Annotated in this window: 9 protein-coding genes; 5 read left to right on the forward strand and 4 right to left on the reverse strand. The window is 70.4% G+C overall.

Translation table 11 applies throughout. From position 1 onward, the window contains the following. Positions 1–9 precede the first annotated feature (9 nt). The 3 genes from SKC42_RS04425 (at position 10) to SKC42_RS04435 (ending at position 3,398) form a co-directional block, all read left to right on the forward strand. The gene (locus SKC42_RS04425; protein WP_330963090.1) at positions 10–1,377 is read left to right on the forward strand and encodes an FAD-binding oxidoreductase; all 1,368 of its coding nucleotides are present in this window, start codon (positions 10–12) and stop codon (positions 1,375–1,377) included. A gap of 201 nt (positions 1,378–1,578) precedes the next feature. Beyond that, complete coding sequence (locus SKC42_RS04430) at positions 1,579–2,820, forward strand: cytochrome P450 (protein WP_330963091.1); 1,242 nt, start codon at positions 1,579–1,581, stop codon at positions 2,818–2,820. Further along, positions 2,817–3,398 (forward strand): TetR/AcrR family transcriptional regulator, encoded by a 582-nt coding sequence (locus SKC42_RS04435; protein ID WP_330963272.1) that lies wholly within the window; start codon positions 2,817–2,819, stop codon positions 3,396–3,398. The genes SKC42_RS04430 and SKC42_RS04435 overlap by 4 nt, the downstream gene beginning before the upstream one ends. Before the next feature lie 114 nt (positions 3,399–3,512). Here the strand turns inward: SKC42_RS04435 and SKC42_RS04440 are convergent, their stop codons facing one another. Together SKC42_RS04440 and SKC42_RS04445 are read right to left on the reverse strand one after the other, a co-directional pair. After that, complete coding sequence (locus SKC42_RS04440) at positions 3,513–4,652, reverse strand: acyltransferase family protein (protein ID WP_330963092.1); 1,140 nt, start codon at positions 4,650–4,652, stop codon at positions 3,513–3,515. Next, positions 4,649–6,361: a DEAD/DEAH box helicase gene (locus tag SKC42_RS04445; protein ID WP_330963093.1), complete on the reverse strand. Its 1,713-nt coding sequence runs from the start codon at positions 6,359–6,361 to the stop codon at positions 4,649–4,651. The genes SKC42_RS04440 and SKC42_RS04445 overlap by 4 nt, the downstream gene beginning before the upstream one ends. Before the next feature lie 116 nt (positions 6,362–6,477). On the opposite strand from SKC42_RS04445, the gene SKC42_RS04450 reads away from it, so the two are divergent. Further along, positions 6,478–7,062 (forward strand): LppP/LprE family lipoprotein, encoded by a 585-nt coding sequence (locus SKC42_RS04450; protein ID WP_442931973.1) that lies wholly within the window; start codon positions 6,478–6,480, stop codon positions 7,060–7,062. An 11-nt stretch (positions 7,063–7,073) separates the two neighbouring features. Here SKC42_RS04450 and SKC42_RS04455 read toward each other — a convergent pair whose 3' ends face one another. Next, positions 7,074–7,436: a hypothetical protein gene (locus tag SKC42_RS04455; protein ID WP_330963094.1), complete on the reverse strand. Its 363-nt coding sequence runs from the start codon at positions 7,434–7,436 to the stop codon at positions 7,074–7,076. 194 nt (positions 7,437–7,630) lie between these two features. Here SKC42_RS04455 and SKC42_RS04460 point away from each other — a divergent pair, with 194 nt between their 5' ends. Then, positions 7,631–8,440: a sulfotransferase family protein gene (locus SKC42_RS04460; protein ID WP_330963095.1), complete on the forward strand. Its 810-nt coding sequence runs from the start codon at positions 7,631–7,633 to the stop codon at positions 8,438–8,440. Positions 8,441–8,536: 96 nt separating this feature from the next. Here SKC42_RS04460 and SKC42_RS04465 read toward each other — a convergent pair whose 3' ends face one another. Next, positions 8,537–13,924 (reverse strand): PE family protein, encoded by a 5,388-nt coding sequence (locus SKC42_RS04465; protein ID WP_330963096.1) that lies wholly within the window; start codon positions 13,922–13,924, stop codon positions 8,537–8,539. Between the last annotated feature and the right edge of the window lie 382 nt (positions 13,925–14,306).

The following is a 14,306-nucleotide window of genomic DNA, read 5'->3' on the forward strand; positions in this document are numbered from 1 at the left end:
GATCGCCGGGTGAGTTCCGATGCGCTGGCGGACCTGATCGCCGGCCTGCCCGACGGGTTGGTCGTCACCGATCCGACCATCACCGAGGGCTACCGCCAGGATCGTGCGTTCGACCCGTCGGCTGGCAAGCCGCTGGCCGTGGTGCGGCCGCAGCGCACCGAAGAGGTGCAGACCGTCATGCGATGGGCGACCGCCAACCGGGTCCCGGTGGTGACCCGGGGCGCCGGCAGCGGGCTGTCCGGCGGCGCGACCGCCCTGGATGGCGGCATCGTGCTGTCGACGGAGAAGATGCGCGACATCACCGTCGACCCCGTCACCCGCACCGCGGTCTGCCAGCCGGGCCTGTTCAACGCCGAGGTGAAGAAGGCCGTCGCCGAATACGATCTGTGGTATCCGCCGGACCCGTCGTCGTACGAGATCTGCAGCATCGGCGGCAACATCGCCACCAACGCCGGCGGCCTGTGCTGTGTGAAGTACGGCGTGACCACGGACTACGTGCTGGGCATGCAGGTGGTGCTGGCCGACGGCACCGCCGTGCGGCTCGGCGGTCCACGGCTGAAGGACGTCGCGGGGCTGTCGCTGACGAAGCTGTTCGTCGGGAGCGAGGGCACGCTCGGCGTCATCACCGAGGTGACGCTGCGGCTGGTGCCCGCCCAGAACCCGTCCAGCATCGTGGTGGCCAGCTTCTCCTCAGTGGCCGCCGCCGTCGACGCGGTGCTCGGCGTCACCGCGCGGCTGCGCCCCTCCATGCTCGAATTCATGGACTCGGTGGCGATCAACGCTGTCGAGGACAGCCTGCGGATGGACCTGGACCGCGAGGCGGCGGCCATGCTGGTCGCCGGGTCCGACGAGCGCGGGCGGGCCGGCAGCGAGGATGCCACGCTCATCGCGGAGGTTTTCACGGAAAGCGGTGCGACGGAAGTCTTCTCGACCCACGACCCAGACGAGGGCGAAGCCTTCATCGCCGCCCGCCGGTTCTGCATCCCGGCGGTCGAGGCCAAGGGATCGCTGCTGCTCGAGGACGTCGGCGTGCCGCTGCCGGCGCTGGGCCAACTGGTCACCGGAATCGAGCGCATCGCCGCCGAACGCGACCTGATGATCTCGGTGATCGCCCACGCGGGCGACGGCAACACCCACCCGCTCATCGTCTACGACCCCGCCGACGCCGCGATGACCGAACGGGCGCATATCGCCTTCGGCGAGATCATGGACCTGGCCGTCGGTCTGGGCGGCACGATCACCGGCGAGCACGGCGTCGGCCGGTTGAAGCGGCCCTGGCTTGCCGGCTATTTGGGCCCGGACGTGATGGCGCTGAACCAGCGCATCAAGCAGGCCCTCGACCCGCTGGGCATCCTCAACCCGGGCGCGGCGATTTGATCCGCGGCCCGAATGCGCCGGGCGGTCCGGGCGGTTGAGTGCCCGGCTGGCCGGGCGCTCCCCAGCGGGTGCCCGGCTGGCCGGGCGTTCGGCGACCCGGCGGTCGGCCGCCCTCCTCATCTAGTTTTTGCGCTCGTCGGGCGCTCGACCGAGCGCGCCAGGGCGGTTGACATATCGATAGCATCGTCGTACGAATGAGACATGTCGGTAACTATGTCTCACGACGTGCCGGTCCGGTTCGAGCTCGCCACGGCCGACACCTGGCCGGAGCCATGGCCGATGTACCGCGCGCTGCGCGACCACGATCCGGTGCATCGCGTGGTGCCGCGTGGCCGGCCGGACCACGACTACTTCGTGCTCTCCCGCCACGCCGACGTGTGGTGGGCGGCCCGCGACCATGAGACGTTCTCCTCGGCGCAGGGCTTGACCGTCAACTACGGTGACCTGGAAATGATTGGTTTGCAGGATAATCCGCCGTTCGTGATGCAGGATCCCCCGGTGCACACCGAGTTTCGCAAGCTGGTGTCGCGCGGCTTCACCCCGCGGCAAGTCGAGGCCGTCGAGCCGAAGGTGCGCGAGTTCGTCGTCGAGCGGATCGAGAGGCTGCGCGCCGACGGCGGCGGGGACATCGTCACCGAGTTGTTCAAACCCCTGCCCTCGATGGTGGTCGCCCATTATCTCGGTGTGCCCGAGGAGGATCGGGCGCAGTTCGACGGTTGGACGGACGTCATCGTCGCCGCCAACACCGCGGACGGCGGCGTCGCCGGGGCCCTGGGAACGGTCGCGGACGCCGTCGGCTCGATGATGGCCTACTTCACCGCGCTGATCGAGCGCCGCCGGACCGAACCCGGGGACGACACCATCTCGCACCTGGTGGCCGCCGGGGTCGGCGCCGACGGCGACATCGCCGGCACCCTGTCGGTGCTGGCATTCACCTTCACGATGGTGACCGGCGGCAACGACACCACCACCGGAATGCTCGGCGGCTCGATGCCCTTACTGCACGAGCGACCCGACCAGCGGCGGCGCCTGGCCGCCGACCCGGGCCTCATCCCCGACGCGGTCGAGGAACTGCTGCGCCTCACCACGCCCGTGCAGGGGCTGGCCCGCACCACCACCCGCGACGTCACGCTGCACGGCACGACCATCCCAGCCGGACGGAAGGTGCTGCTGCTATACGGGTCGGCCAACCGCGACGAACGCCAATACGGTTCAGACGCGGCCGAACTCGACGTGACCCGGTGCCCGCGCAACATCATGACGTTCAGCCACGGCGCGCACCACTGCCTGGGCGCCGCGGCGGCCCGGATGCAGTCCCGGGTCGCCCTCACCGAATTGCTGGCCCGGTGCCCGGATTTCGAGGTCGACGAGTCCGCGATCGTCTGGTCGGGTGGCAGCTACGTGCGACGGCCGCTGTCGGTGCCGATCCGGGTGAACGCCTGATGGCAACCGACTGGCTGGGCGCGCAACGTGTCGAGGCGGCCGCCGACCGGATACTCGACGCGGCCGAACGGCTCTACACCGAGCGGGATCACGCCTCGATCGGGATGAACGAGATCGCCAGGTCGGCGGGCTGTTCCCGCGCGACGCTATACCGGTATTTCGAGAACCGGGAGGCGCTGCGGACCGCGTACGTGCACCGCGAGACCTACCGCCTCAGCGACGAGATCAAGAAGCAGGTCTCTGGTGTTCGCGACCCCCGTCAGCGGTTGATCGTCAGCATCACAGCCACGCTGCGGATCGTCCGCCGGACGCCGGCATTGGCGTCGTGGTTCGACACCACGCGGCCGCCGATCGGCGGCGAGATGGCCGGACAGTCCGAGGTGATCGCCGCGCTGGCCGCCGCCTTTCTGGATTCGCTGGGTCCCGACGATCCGGCCAGCGTGGAACGCCGGGCTCGTTGGGTGGTCCGGGTCATCGCGTCGCTGTTGCTGTTTCCCGGCCGCGATGAGGCCGACGAGAGGGCGATGATCGAGGAGTTCGTCGCCCCGGTCGTGAGCCCGTTGGCCGCCCGCCGTTGAGCCGGTGTGGACGGCGTCCGATGTGCCCGCCTCAGCGCGACAACGGTTCTGGGCGCGCGGATCGAAGCGGGTCGTCGCGCTGAGGTGGGCACATCGTGGACCGACTCGCGCGGCTTATTCGCGCACGCGGGTGAAGCGGTGCAGCACCCATGCGACGGGGATCGTCAGCACCATCGTCGCCACGAACAGGTAGAGCATCGAGCCGGTGTAGACGTGCGCGCGAACCACGTAGACCATCGCGAATTCCATCGTGATCAGGTGGACGAGGAAGATCTCGTAGGAGATTTCGCCCAGCCACACCATCGGCCGGGTGGCGAGCAGCTGGTAGTACCAACCGCGGTCACCGAGGGCCAGCGGCGCCACCGCGAGCGAGGCGATCACGGCGTAGAAGCAGGTCTTGTACAGCGCCTCGCTGAGCGCGGCCGGTGAGGTGGTGGGCGCGCCGGCGATCGGCGTCGAGGCGATGAAGTAACAGATCACCGCCAGCGGGATGGCGACGAACGCGTAGCCGCGCACCCCCATGCCCTGCAGCACCGCTAGCATCATGCCGCCGAGGAACCACGCCAGATAGGTGGGCAGCCAGAGCCGGGCCCCGTCGGGGAACAGGTGGTCGGCGTGCACCAAGACCAGCCAGCCCGGGCTGACGAGCGTCATCGCCGCCAGGGCGGCCAGCATCAGCCGCGGCTGCCACCGGCGCCGGCAGATCAGCACCAGCAGCAGGTAGGCGAGCAGGGGCAGCGCCACATAGAAGGACGCCTCGACCGCCAGGCTCCACATCTGGGTCAGCCCCTGGTGCAGGTACTTGCCCAGGTAGCCGTTGCAGTAGATCTGCGTCAACGTGAGGTTGCGGACCAGGCCCAACCACGTGTGGCCGGGGTTGGGGCCCGCATCACGGAAGTGGTACAGCACGTAGGCGAACAGCACGGTGATGACGTACGCGGGCATGATGCGCCGAACCCGGTGCCACGCGTAGCGGCGCAGCGACGGCGGCGGCCCGCCGGTGGCCGATGACTTCACCCAGGGGCGGAACAGGAGAAACCCGGACAGCACGAAGAAGATCGGGACGCCGATCTCCAGCCGGGCGCCGACCAGCCCCCAGTAGCCGTGGGTGTACTTGCCGGTGGTGTAGGCGGCGTGCGTGCCGACGACGAGGAGGGCCGCGACGGCGCGGATCCCGGTCAGGGCGGCGACCCGGTCGACGCGGGAGGTCTGCTCGAGCCCGCCCTGGGCGTCTTGCTCTTCCGACAGGGTCATCCGGCGTTTCTTTTGCGTGGCTTTCCGCCCCCGGATTGCGTGGTGCGGCGCCTGTCCGACGACCTCTCCGGCTGCAGGTTGATCAGCACCCCCGAGATGCGGGTGTTTTCGAGCTTTTTCAGCGTCGCCCGGGAAAGTTTGGCCGGCAGTTCCACCAGGGAGAAGTCCGGGCCGATCGCGATGTGGCCGAAGTCGCTGCGGTGCAGGCCGCCCTCGTTCGCGATGGCACCCACGATCGCGCCCGGGCCGATCTTGTGCCGCTTGCCCACCGCGATGCGGTAGGTGCTGAACGACCTCGGCTCCCGGGGCCGTTCCGGACGTTCGTGACGCTCGCGCCGTTCGCGCCGCTCGGGCGGGGGCTCGGGCGCCAGCAGGAACGCCTCCCCATCGCGGGACTGCACGGCCAGCGCCGCGGCGATATCGGCCATCGGCACGTCGTGCTCGCGCTCGTAATCCTGGACCAGTTTCCGGAACAACTCGATGCCTGGGGCGCCGAGGGCGTCGGTGATGGAATCGGCGAATTTCGCGACGCGCTGCGCGTTGACGTCCTCGACGGTCGGCAACTCGGCTTCGGTGAGCGTCTGCTTCGTCGCTCTTTCGATCGCCTTGAGCAGGTGCCGCTCCCGCGGAGAGACGAACAGCAGCGCGGTGCCCGACCGTCCCGCCCGGCCGGTACGCCCGATGCGGTGGACGTAGGACTCGGTGTCGTGGGGGATGTCGTAATTGAGCACGTGCGAGATGCGGTCGACGTCGAGCCCGCGCGCGGCCACATCCGTGGCGACCAGGATGTCGATTCCCTTCGCGCCACCGTCTTTGAGCGCGGCGATGGTCCGCTCGCGCTGCGCCTGCGGGATGTCGCCGTTGATGGCCGCCGCGGAAAAGCCGCGGGCCCGCAGTTTTTCGGCGACCTCCTCGGTCGCCTGCTTGGTCCGGACGAACACGATCATCGCCTCGAAGGGTTCGACCTCGAGGACGCGGGTCAGCGCGTCCATCTTGCGGGGGCCCGCGACCTGAATGTAGCGCTGCGAAATGTTCTCGGCGGTAGCGGATTTGGCCTTGAACGTGACCTCGAACGGGTCGTGCAGGTACTTGGTGGTGAGCTTGCGGATCGCGGGCGGCATGGTCGCCGAGAACAGGGCGACCTGCTTGTACTCCGGCGTTTCGGAGAGGATGCGTTCGACGTCTTCGGCGAACCCCATGGTGAGCATCTCGTCGGCTTCGTCGAGCACCAGGTAGTCCACATGAGACAGGTCCAGCGTCCCGCGCTCCAGGTGGTCGATCACCCGGCCGGGCGTGCCGACCACCACCTGTGCGCCGCGCCGCAGCCCCGCCAGCTGCACGGTGTAGGACGACCCGCCGTAGATCGGCAGCACCTGGATTTCCGGCAGATGGGTTCCGTACCGGCTGAAGGCCTCGGCCACCTGCAGGGCCAGCTCACGGGTGGGCGCCAAGACCAGGGCCTGCGTCGCCTTGCTGGTGACGTCGATCTTGGACAGGATCGGGATCGCGAACGCCGCCGTCTTGCCCGTCCCCGTTTGCGCCAGACCCACCACGTCCGAGCCCCCCATCAGCGCGGGGATCGTCGCAGCCTGGATGGCGGTGGGCGACTCGTAGCCCACATCGCCGACCGCCCGCAGGACCGCGGGATGAATATGCAGGTCGGCGAACGTCGGAGAGGCAGCCTCGGGTGAGCTGTCGGGAGGGGTCATCGCACCATGGAGTGTAGTGGTGACCGCAAACTCAGCGGAGCTGAGTGCCGCGGGTCGGCGGCACGCGGTCGGCCCCTGATGCGATCGCGGGCCGGATAACGGTACGGTGCGTCGATGTGGGGTTGCGAGCGAGCCGTGCGCTTATAGGTCTGGCCGGTGTCGTTTCGATCTGCGGGGCGGTGAGCGCCTGCGGGTCCGGAGATTCCACCGTCGCAAAGACGCCGCAGGCGACGACGACCACCTCAGCCGCGTCGATCACCGCGCCCGCGACCCCGATCCCCACCTCGGGAACGGCCGCGCCCGGCGCCGCGCCGTCGGACCCGTGCGCGGTCAATCTCGCCTCGCCGACCATTGCCAAGGTGGTCTCCGAGCTGCCCCGCGACCCGCGCAGCCAGCAGCCCTGGAATCCCGAGCCGCTGGCCGGCAACTACAACGAGTGCGCGCAGCTGTCGGCGGTGATCATCAAGGCCAACACCAACGCGATCAACCCGAGCACGCGGGCGGTCCTGTTCCACCTTGGCCAGTTCATCCCGCAGGGCGTGCCGGACACCTACGGATTCAATGGCATTGACGCATCGCAAACCACTGGCGACACCGTGGCGCTGACCTACCCCAGCGGTCTCAACGGCCTCAACACCGATGTGAGGTTCCATTGGAACGGCAACGCCGTCGAGTTGATCGGCAACACACCGGGACGGTAGGCCCCAAGCCGTCAGCCCATCACCGTGAGCGGCAGGGAGATCGCGCCCGACTCACCGGTCACGACGATCACCCAGCGGCCGTTGACGGGCAGAAGCACGTTGACGTCGAAGAAAGCGAATCCGATCTCCGCCGCGACGGCGGCTTCGGCCACTTCGAACGTGAGACGCGACGGTTCGTCGTCCGTGGGCGGCCGAATCTCGATCTCGATCCCCCGATCACTGTCACCCGTCTCGGCCTGAGTCAGTACGACGAGCACAAACCGGGCCACACGGTCGGGGCCTACGACGAATCGGGACAGCACGCCGCCCCGCACGTCGAGCTTGTTGTCGACGGCCGAGGCCGTCTCCGCGAGGAAAGCACCCGTCACGTTCATCTCGCCGAACGTACCGCGTCGCGAATCTCGCGCCAGAATCGTCGGCCCGATCGATACGCCTACCACCGGCGTCCCCCGCCTGATCCGAACGGAGAGTTCGCGCAGCCAGCCACAGGAGTTCGGTTAGGATGACGACATCAAAGCGCTGTTTCGGCAAGCAATTTCACGACGCGGACGGTAGGTCGAGGGGTTCCATGGCAGCCATCCATTTCATCTCGGGCCTGCCGCGGTCCGGGTCGACGCTGCTGGCCGCGTTACTGCGCCAGAATCCGCGGTTCGAGGCGGGGATGTCGGGCCCGTTGGCCGGCCTGTTCGGCGCCTTGCTGGGCGAAATGAGCGGGCGGAACGAGTTTTCGGTATTCATCGACGACGCCAAACGCGAACGAATCCTGCGCGGCCTGTTCGACGACTTCTACGGCGACTGCGCCGCGGACGTGGTCTTCGACACCAACCGCGGCTGGTGCGGATGGATGCCGGCGATCGCCCGATTGTTTCCGAACGCGAAAGTGATTGCCTGCGTGCGTGAATTGCCGTGGGTGGTGGACAGCATCGAGCGGTTGATCCAACGCAACGTCTTCAGCCCCTCGTCGATCTTCAACTACAGCGCCGGCGGAACGGTCTACAGTCGCGCCCAGCAGGTGGTGGCGCCCGACGGCATGGTGGGCGGCCCCTATGATGCGCTGAAGCAGGCGTGCTATGGCGCACAACGGGATCGGCTGCTGTTGCTGCAGTACGAGACGTTGACCACCGACCCGGCCAAGGCGATGCAGGCCATCTATCGATTCATCGACGATCCGGTGTTCGAGCACGACTTCGACCGCGTTGACTACGACGTGACGGATTTCGACGAGCGGGCCGGTACGCCCGGGCTGCATACGGTGCGCGGGACCGTCAAGGCGGAGCCACGCGAAACGCTGCTGCCACCGGACCTGTTCAATCGCTTTGTCCGGGACGCCTTTTGGCGTGATCCGGAGCGGGTTCCCGCCGGGCTGCACGTCGTCTGAGCCTCGCGGGCTCCGACTCAGCCACGGCATCAGGAGCCAGCACTCGCAAGCGCGGCCCGGCCTTTCGACCGGGCCGCGCTCATCGTTAGTGGATCATCACGGGACGTTGGGCCCGTTGGTGCCGTCGGTTCCGTTGGTGTTGCCGGTCCCGGGGCCCCCGTTGGTGCCGTTGCCGCCGGTGGCGCCGGTGCCGTTGCCGCCGGTGCCGCCCGCGCCGCCGTGGCCGGTGCCGGTGGTGCTGCCCGCGCCGCCCGACCCGCCGTGGCCACCGACCCCGGCGTTGTTGCCGGCGTTGGTGCCGTCGCCGCCGTGGCCGCCGGCCCCGCCGAAGGCGCCGGCCTGAGATCCGCCGGCCCCGCCGGACCCGCCGGCGCCGCCCGTGCCGTTGGCAACAACCGTGCCGGTTGATGCGTCGACGTGGCCGAAGCCGCCGGCCGCGCCGGCACCGCCGCCCGCACCCGCAACGGTCCCGCTGCCGCCGGCCCCGGCCGCCCCGCCGATCGCGTTGCCGCTGACGTTCGCGTCACCCAGGGCCTGGACCCAGCCCATGCCGGCGGTGCCCGCCGGGGTGCCGGTCTTGTAGGCGTTGCTGCCGCCGTCAGCGCCGAACGTGCCGGTGCCACTATTACCGCCGGCCCCGCCGACGGCCGTGCCGGTCGCGGTCGGGTTGTCGACACCCGGAGTAGTCGGGTTTTGGGCGACGATCGCGGCCTCGCCGCCGTCACCACCGGTGTGGCCGTCGGATCCGATGCCACCGGCGCCACCGGTCGCCGTTCCCGACGCGTGCCCGGTGGTGGCACCGAGGTTGCCGTAGCCGCCATCGATCTCGGCCCAGCCGCCGTGGCCACCGTGGCCACCGCTGTTACCGGCACCACCAACACCACCGGTCGCGGTTCCGTTAGCCGTGCTGTTGTCACCCAGGGCTTCGACGATCCCGTGGCCGCCCGCACCGCCGGTGCCGCCCACACCCGAGCCGGCCCCGCCGGCCCCGCCGGTCGCCGTGCCGGTCGCGGTCTGCCCGGTGTTGCCCGCGAAGTAGCCGCCGAGAATCTCCGCGTTCCCGCCGACACCACCGGTACCGCTGTTGCTGCCGGCCCCGCCGACGCCACCGGTCGCCGTGCCGCCCGCCGCGTTGGTCGCACCGTTGGCGTTGACCGTCGCATAACCGCCGACCCCGCCGGTGCCGCCGGTGCTGCCCGCTCCGCCGGCGCCGCCAGTGGCGGTGCCACCGTCGACCGTGCCACCGCCCGTGGCGCCCACGTTCGCGTAATTGCCGGCGCCGCCGACGCTGCCGGTGCCGCTGGCGGCGCCGCCCGCGCCACCGGTCGCCGTGCCGATCGCGGTACTGCCCGTTCCGTCTGCGGTGATGGTGCCCGTGGCACCCAGACCGCCGTGCCCGCCATCGGTGCCCGCACCGCCCGCACCACCGGTTGCGCCGGTACCGGTGCCGCCGGCGAGGCCGCCGTTCGTAGCGGAGATCGAACCAACGCCACCGGCGCCTCCGGTCCCGCCGTTGGCGCCGCCGTTGCCACCGGCGCCGCCGGTGGCGCTGCCGACGGCGACGCTGTCACCAGAGGCAGCAACCGTGCCGTCTGCGCCGATGCCACCTGTCCCACCGGCAGTCGTTCCCGTGCCCGCGCCGCCGGCCCCACCGGCACCGCCGGTAGCATTACCAAACGAAATCGAGCTGGTGTCGGTCGCGGACACATGGCCGAAGCCACCTGCGGCGCCGGCACCCCCGGCCACACCGTTGCCGCCGTTGCCGCCGGCCCCAGCCGCACCGCCGACCGCGGTGCCGTTCGCGATGTCGCCATCACCCTGGGCCTGGACCCAGCCCATGCCGGCGGTTCCCGCCGGGGTGCCGGTCTTGTACGCGTTGCTGCCACCGTCGCCGCCCAGCGCGCCGGTGCCGCTGTTACCACCGGCCCCACCGATGGCCGTGCCACTCGCGCTGGGATTGTCGACACCTGGCGTCGTCGGGTTTTCCGCGACGATCGCGGCCTCGCCGCCGTTACCGCCGTTGTGGCCGTCAAAGCCGGCGCCACCGGCGCCACCGGTCGCGGTGCCCGACGCATGCCCGGTGCTGGCGCCGAGATTGCCGAAGCCGCCGTCGATCTCGGCCCAACCGCCCTGACCGCCGTGGCCGCCGCTGTTACCGGCACCACCCACACCGCCGGTCGCGGTTCCGTTCGCGGTGCTGTTGTTACCGATAGCTTCGACGATCCCGTGGCCGCCGCCACCGCCGGTGCCGCCCACACCCGAGCCGGCCCCGCCGGCGCCACCGATCGCCGTACCCGTCGCGGACTGACCGGTGTTGTTGGCGAAGGCCCCGCCCAGAATTTCGGCGTTGCCGCCTACCCCGCCGGTGCCACCGCTGCTACCGGCACCACCGATCCCGCCGGTCGCCGTCCCCGACGCCGTGTTGGTCGCGCCAAGGGCGCCCACGTAGCCGTAACCACCGGCGCCACCGGTGCCACCGGTCGTGGCCGCGCCACCGGCACCACCGGTGGCCGTGCCACCGTTGACGTGGCCACCAAGGGTGGCCTCAACGGTCCCGTAAGCCCCAGCGCCACCAACACTTCCGGCATCGGTCGCCGCCCCGCCGGCCCCACCGGTGGCGGTACCGGTCACGGCGCTGCCCGCACCGCCGGCGGTGATGCTGCCGGCAGCACCGGCACCACCATGCCCGCCGGAGCTGCCCGCACCGCCGGCACCACCAGTCGCGCCGGTGTTCACACCGGCGGCAGCGCTGCCCGCGGTGGCACTGATCGAACCGGTGCCACCGGCCCCACCGGTTCCGCCGTTGGTCCCGCCGGACCCACCACTACCACCGGTGGCACTGCCCGACGCGGTGCTACCCGCGCCCGCGGCAGAAACCGTGCCGTCAGCGCCGAGACCACCGCCACCGCCGGCCGAGGTGCCCATGCCCGCGCCGCCCGCGCCGCCGGCCCCACCGGTGGCGCTACCGTTCACGATCGAGCTGCTATCCACGCCCGACACGTGGCCGAAACCACCTGCGGCGCCGGCGCCGCCGGCGAAGCCGCCACCGTTGCCACCGTTACCTGCCGCACCGCCGACCGCGGTGCCCGACACGTTCGCGTTCCCCTGGGCCTGGATCCAGCCCATACCCGCGTTGCCTGCCGGAGTGCTCGTCTGGGCGGCGTTACTACCACCGTCACCGCCCAGCGCCCCGGTGCCGCTGTTACCGCCGGCCCCACCGGTGGCCGTACCGCTCGCCGTCGGGACGTCACCAGGAGCCGTCGGGTTCTGCGCGACGATCGCAGCCTCACCACCATCCCCACCGCTGTGTCCGTCAAAACCGATTCCGCCCGCCCCACCGGTCGCCGTACCCGACGCGTGCCCAGTCGTGGCACCAAGATTGCCGAAGCCACCGTCGATCTCGGCCCAACCACCATCACCACCATGGCCACCGCTGTTGCCCGCACCACCGGCACCACCGGTCGCGCTACCGTTGGCCGTGCTGTTATCGCCGAGGGCTTCCACCACACCGTGGCCACCGGCACCACCGGTGCCGCCGACACCCGAGCCGGCCCCACCGGCGCCACCGATCGCGGTGCCGGTCGCGGTCTGCCCGGTGTTGCCGTTGTAGAAGCCGCCGAGAATCTCCGCGTTACCGCCGACCCCACCGGTACCACTGTTGCTGCCCGCACCACCGATGCCGCCGGTCGCCGTGCCCGACGCCGTGTTGGTCGTACCGTGAGCACCCACATAGCCATAACCACCGGCCCCACCGGTGCCACCGGTCGTACCCGCACCGCCGGTCCCACCGGTCGCGGTACCGCCGGTCACATGACCACCGGCGGTCGCCGTCACGGTGGCGTAGCCGCCGGCGCCACCGGCACCGCCGGCCGTCCCGCCGGCCCCGCCGGTGCCGCCCGTTGCGGAGTTCGCACCAATGACGGAGCTGCCGGCCCCGTCGGCAATGAGGTTGCCGGCGCCACCGACGCCACCGACCCCACCGGCCGCGGTGGAACTGCCGGCGCCGCCGGCGCCGCCGCTACCGCCGGTCGCAACACCAGAAGCGCTGCCGCCGTTGGTGCCTTGGACGAGTGCGCCACCGCCACCGCCACCGCCACCGCCACCAAGGCCGGCCGCGGTGCTCGAGGCCGCGCCACCGACACCGCCCGCCCCGCCTGTGCCGGCCGTGGCACCGGCACCGATGTGTTCGCCGCTGCCGCCGGCGCCACCGGTTCCGCCGGCGCCGAAGGCTTGGTCGCCGGAGTTGCTTCCGCCCGTACCGCCCGTGCCACCGGTACCGCCGGCCTGCGCGAATCCGGTGGTGGAGTTGATCCCGTTGCCGGCACCACCGGCGCCGCCGGTGCCGCCGGTGCCGCCGACGCCGTCCGCGCCCGCGGCGCCGTTGAACCCGAGCAGCGAAACACCACCGGCCCCGGCGTGGCCTGCGCCGCCGCCGGTACCGCCGGTACCACCCGTACCGCCGACAGAATTTAGGATGGTTCCCCCGGCACCTCCGTCACCACCGATGCCGCCATGGCCACCGGCGCCACCGGTGCCGCCCAAGCTCAGAAGGCCATTGGCGGTACCCCCGGCACCTCCGTCACCACCGAGGCCGCCCGTGGCGCCCATCAGACCGTTCCCATTGGCAGCTGTACCACCCCCAAGACCCGCACCGCCGGTCCCGCCGGCGCCACCGGCGCCGGCGGACCAACCAACGGCCGCCCGGTCGGCCCCACCGATGCCACCGTTTCCGCCGGTGCCGCCGACGATGTGGCCGGCCACGCCGTCGGCTCCCGCACCGCCGACACCACCGGCGCCACCGAATCCGGCCACGGTCCCGCCGGCACCGCCAGCACCGCCGTTACCACCGAGGCCGCCGGTGGTAGCCCACGATCCGATACCGCCGGCACCACCGACACCGCCGTTGCCGAACAAGCCGGCCGCGCCACCGTTTCCGCCGTTCGCTCCGACGCCACCCGCACCACCGGCACCACCGTTGCCGAACATGGCGGCCGCCCCACCGTTACCACCGTTCTGGCCGGGAGCGCCGGACCCACCGTTGCCGCCGTTGCCGATCAAGATGCCGGCGGGCCCGCCATTCTGCCCGGTGCCCGCGGCACCGTCGGTGCCGTTGGCGATCAGCGGGCGCCCGAATAACGTGTTGGCCGGCGCGTTGATCAAGCCGAAGAAGTCGTCCTCGAGCGTCTGCAGCGGATTGGCGTTGGCGGCCTCGGTGGCCGCGTACAAGCCCGCCCCCGACGTGATCGCCTGCAGGAACTGGGAGTGGAACACCGACGCCTGCGCGGCGAGCGCCTGAAACTCCTGGGCATAGCCACCGAACAGCGACGAAATCGCCGCCGATACCTCGTCCTGCGCCGCGGCCAAAATCTGCGTCGTCGCGGGCGCGGCCGCCGATGTCGCCGATTTCAGCGCCGTCCCAATTCCATCCAAGTTCTCGGCCGCGGAAGCGAGAAGGTCAGGGGATGCGAAAACGAAAGTCGACATTTTCAGTCCTTATCAGGCGCACGAACGGTTTTAGCGTCGAGGAGTCCCGCATCCATGACAGACGCAACTTACACCCGCTCCAAAAAGTTTTGCGTGTCCAACCAGCAAACTTGGATGATTCCATTTTGGCGTGGATTAACCGCGTAACAGGGCGTTACAGACAGCCGTAACGGGGGACCTGGTTAGACCTCGACCGACCGGCTGATCCCGGGATCAGCGCCAAATGGACTGCGAGCGCAGGTTTAGCGAGCCGTCGCGCCGGCAACTCTTCGAGCTGTGCCCAGCCGTTCCATTCGTGCTTCGGCTGTGACGTACTGCGGTGAAACTCACCCAATAACAGTCCCGCTGCACGTAAACAGCAAACTTCATCACGACGATTGCG

The sequence above is a fragment of the Mycobacterium sp. 050134 genome, assembly GCF_036409085.1.
Classification (GTDB): domain Bacteria; phylum Actinomycetota; class Actinomycetes; order Mycobacteriales; family Mycobacteriaceae; genus Mycobacterium.

Excerpts from the sequence above, each read along its gene's own strand:
- SKC42_RS04440 (WP_330963092.1), bottom strand. The coding sequence starts at position 4,652 with ATGACCCTGTCGGAAGAGCAAGACGCCCAGGGCGGGCTCGAGCAGACC.
- SKC42_RS04460 (WP_330963095.1), top strand. The coding sequence starts at position 7,631 with ATGGCAGCCATCCATTTCATCTCGGGCCTGCCGCGGTCCGGGTCGACG.
- SKC42_RS04445 (WP_330963093.1), bottom strand. The coding sequence starts at position 6,361 with ATGACCCCTCCCGACAGCTCACCCGAGGCTGCCTCTCCGACGTTCGCC.
- SKC42_RS04430 (WP_330963091.1), top strand. The coding sequence starts at position 1,579 with ATGTCGGTAACTATGTCTCACGACGTGCCGGTCCGGTTCGAGCTCGCC.
- SKC42_RS04455 (WP_330963094.1), bottom strand. The coding sequence starts at position 7,436 with ATGAACGTGACGGGTGCTTTCCTCGCGGAGACGGCCTCGGCCGTCGAC.
- SKC42_RS04465 (WP_330963096.1), bottom strand. The coding sequence starts at position 13,924 with ATGTCGACTTTCGTTTTCGCATCCCCTGACCTTCTCGCTTCCGCGGCC.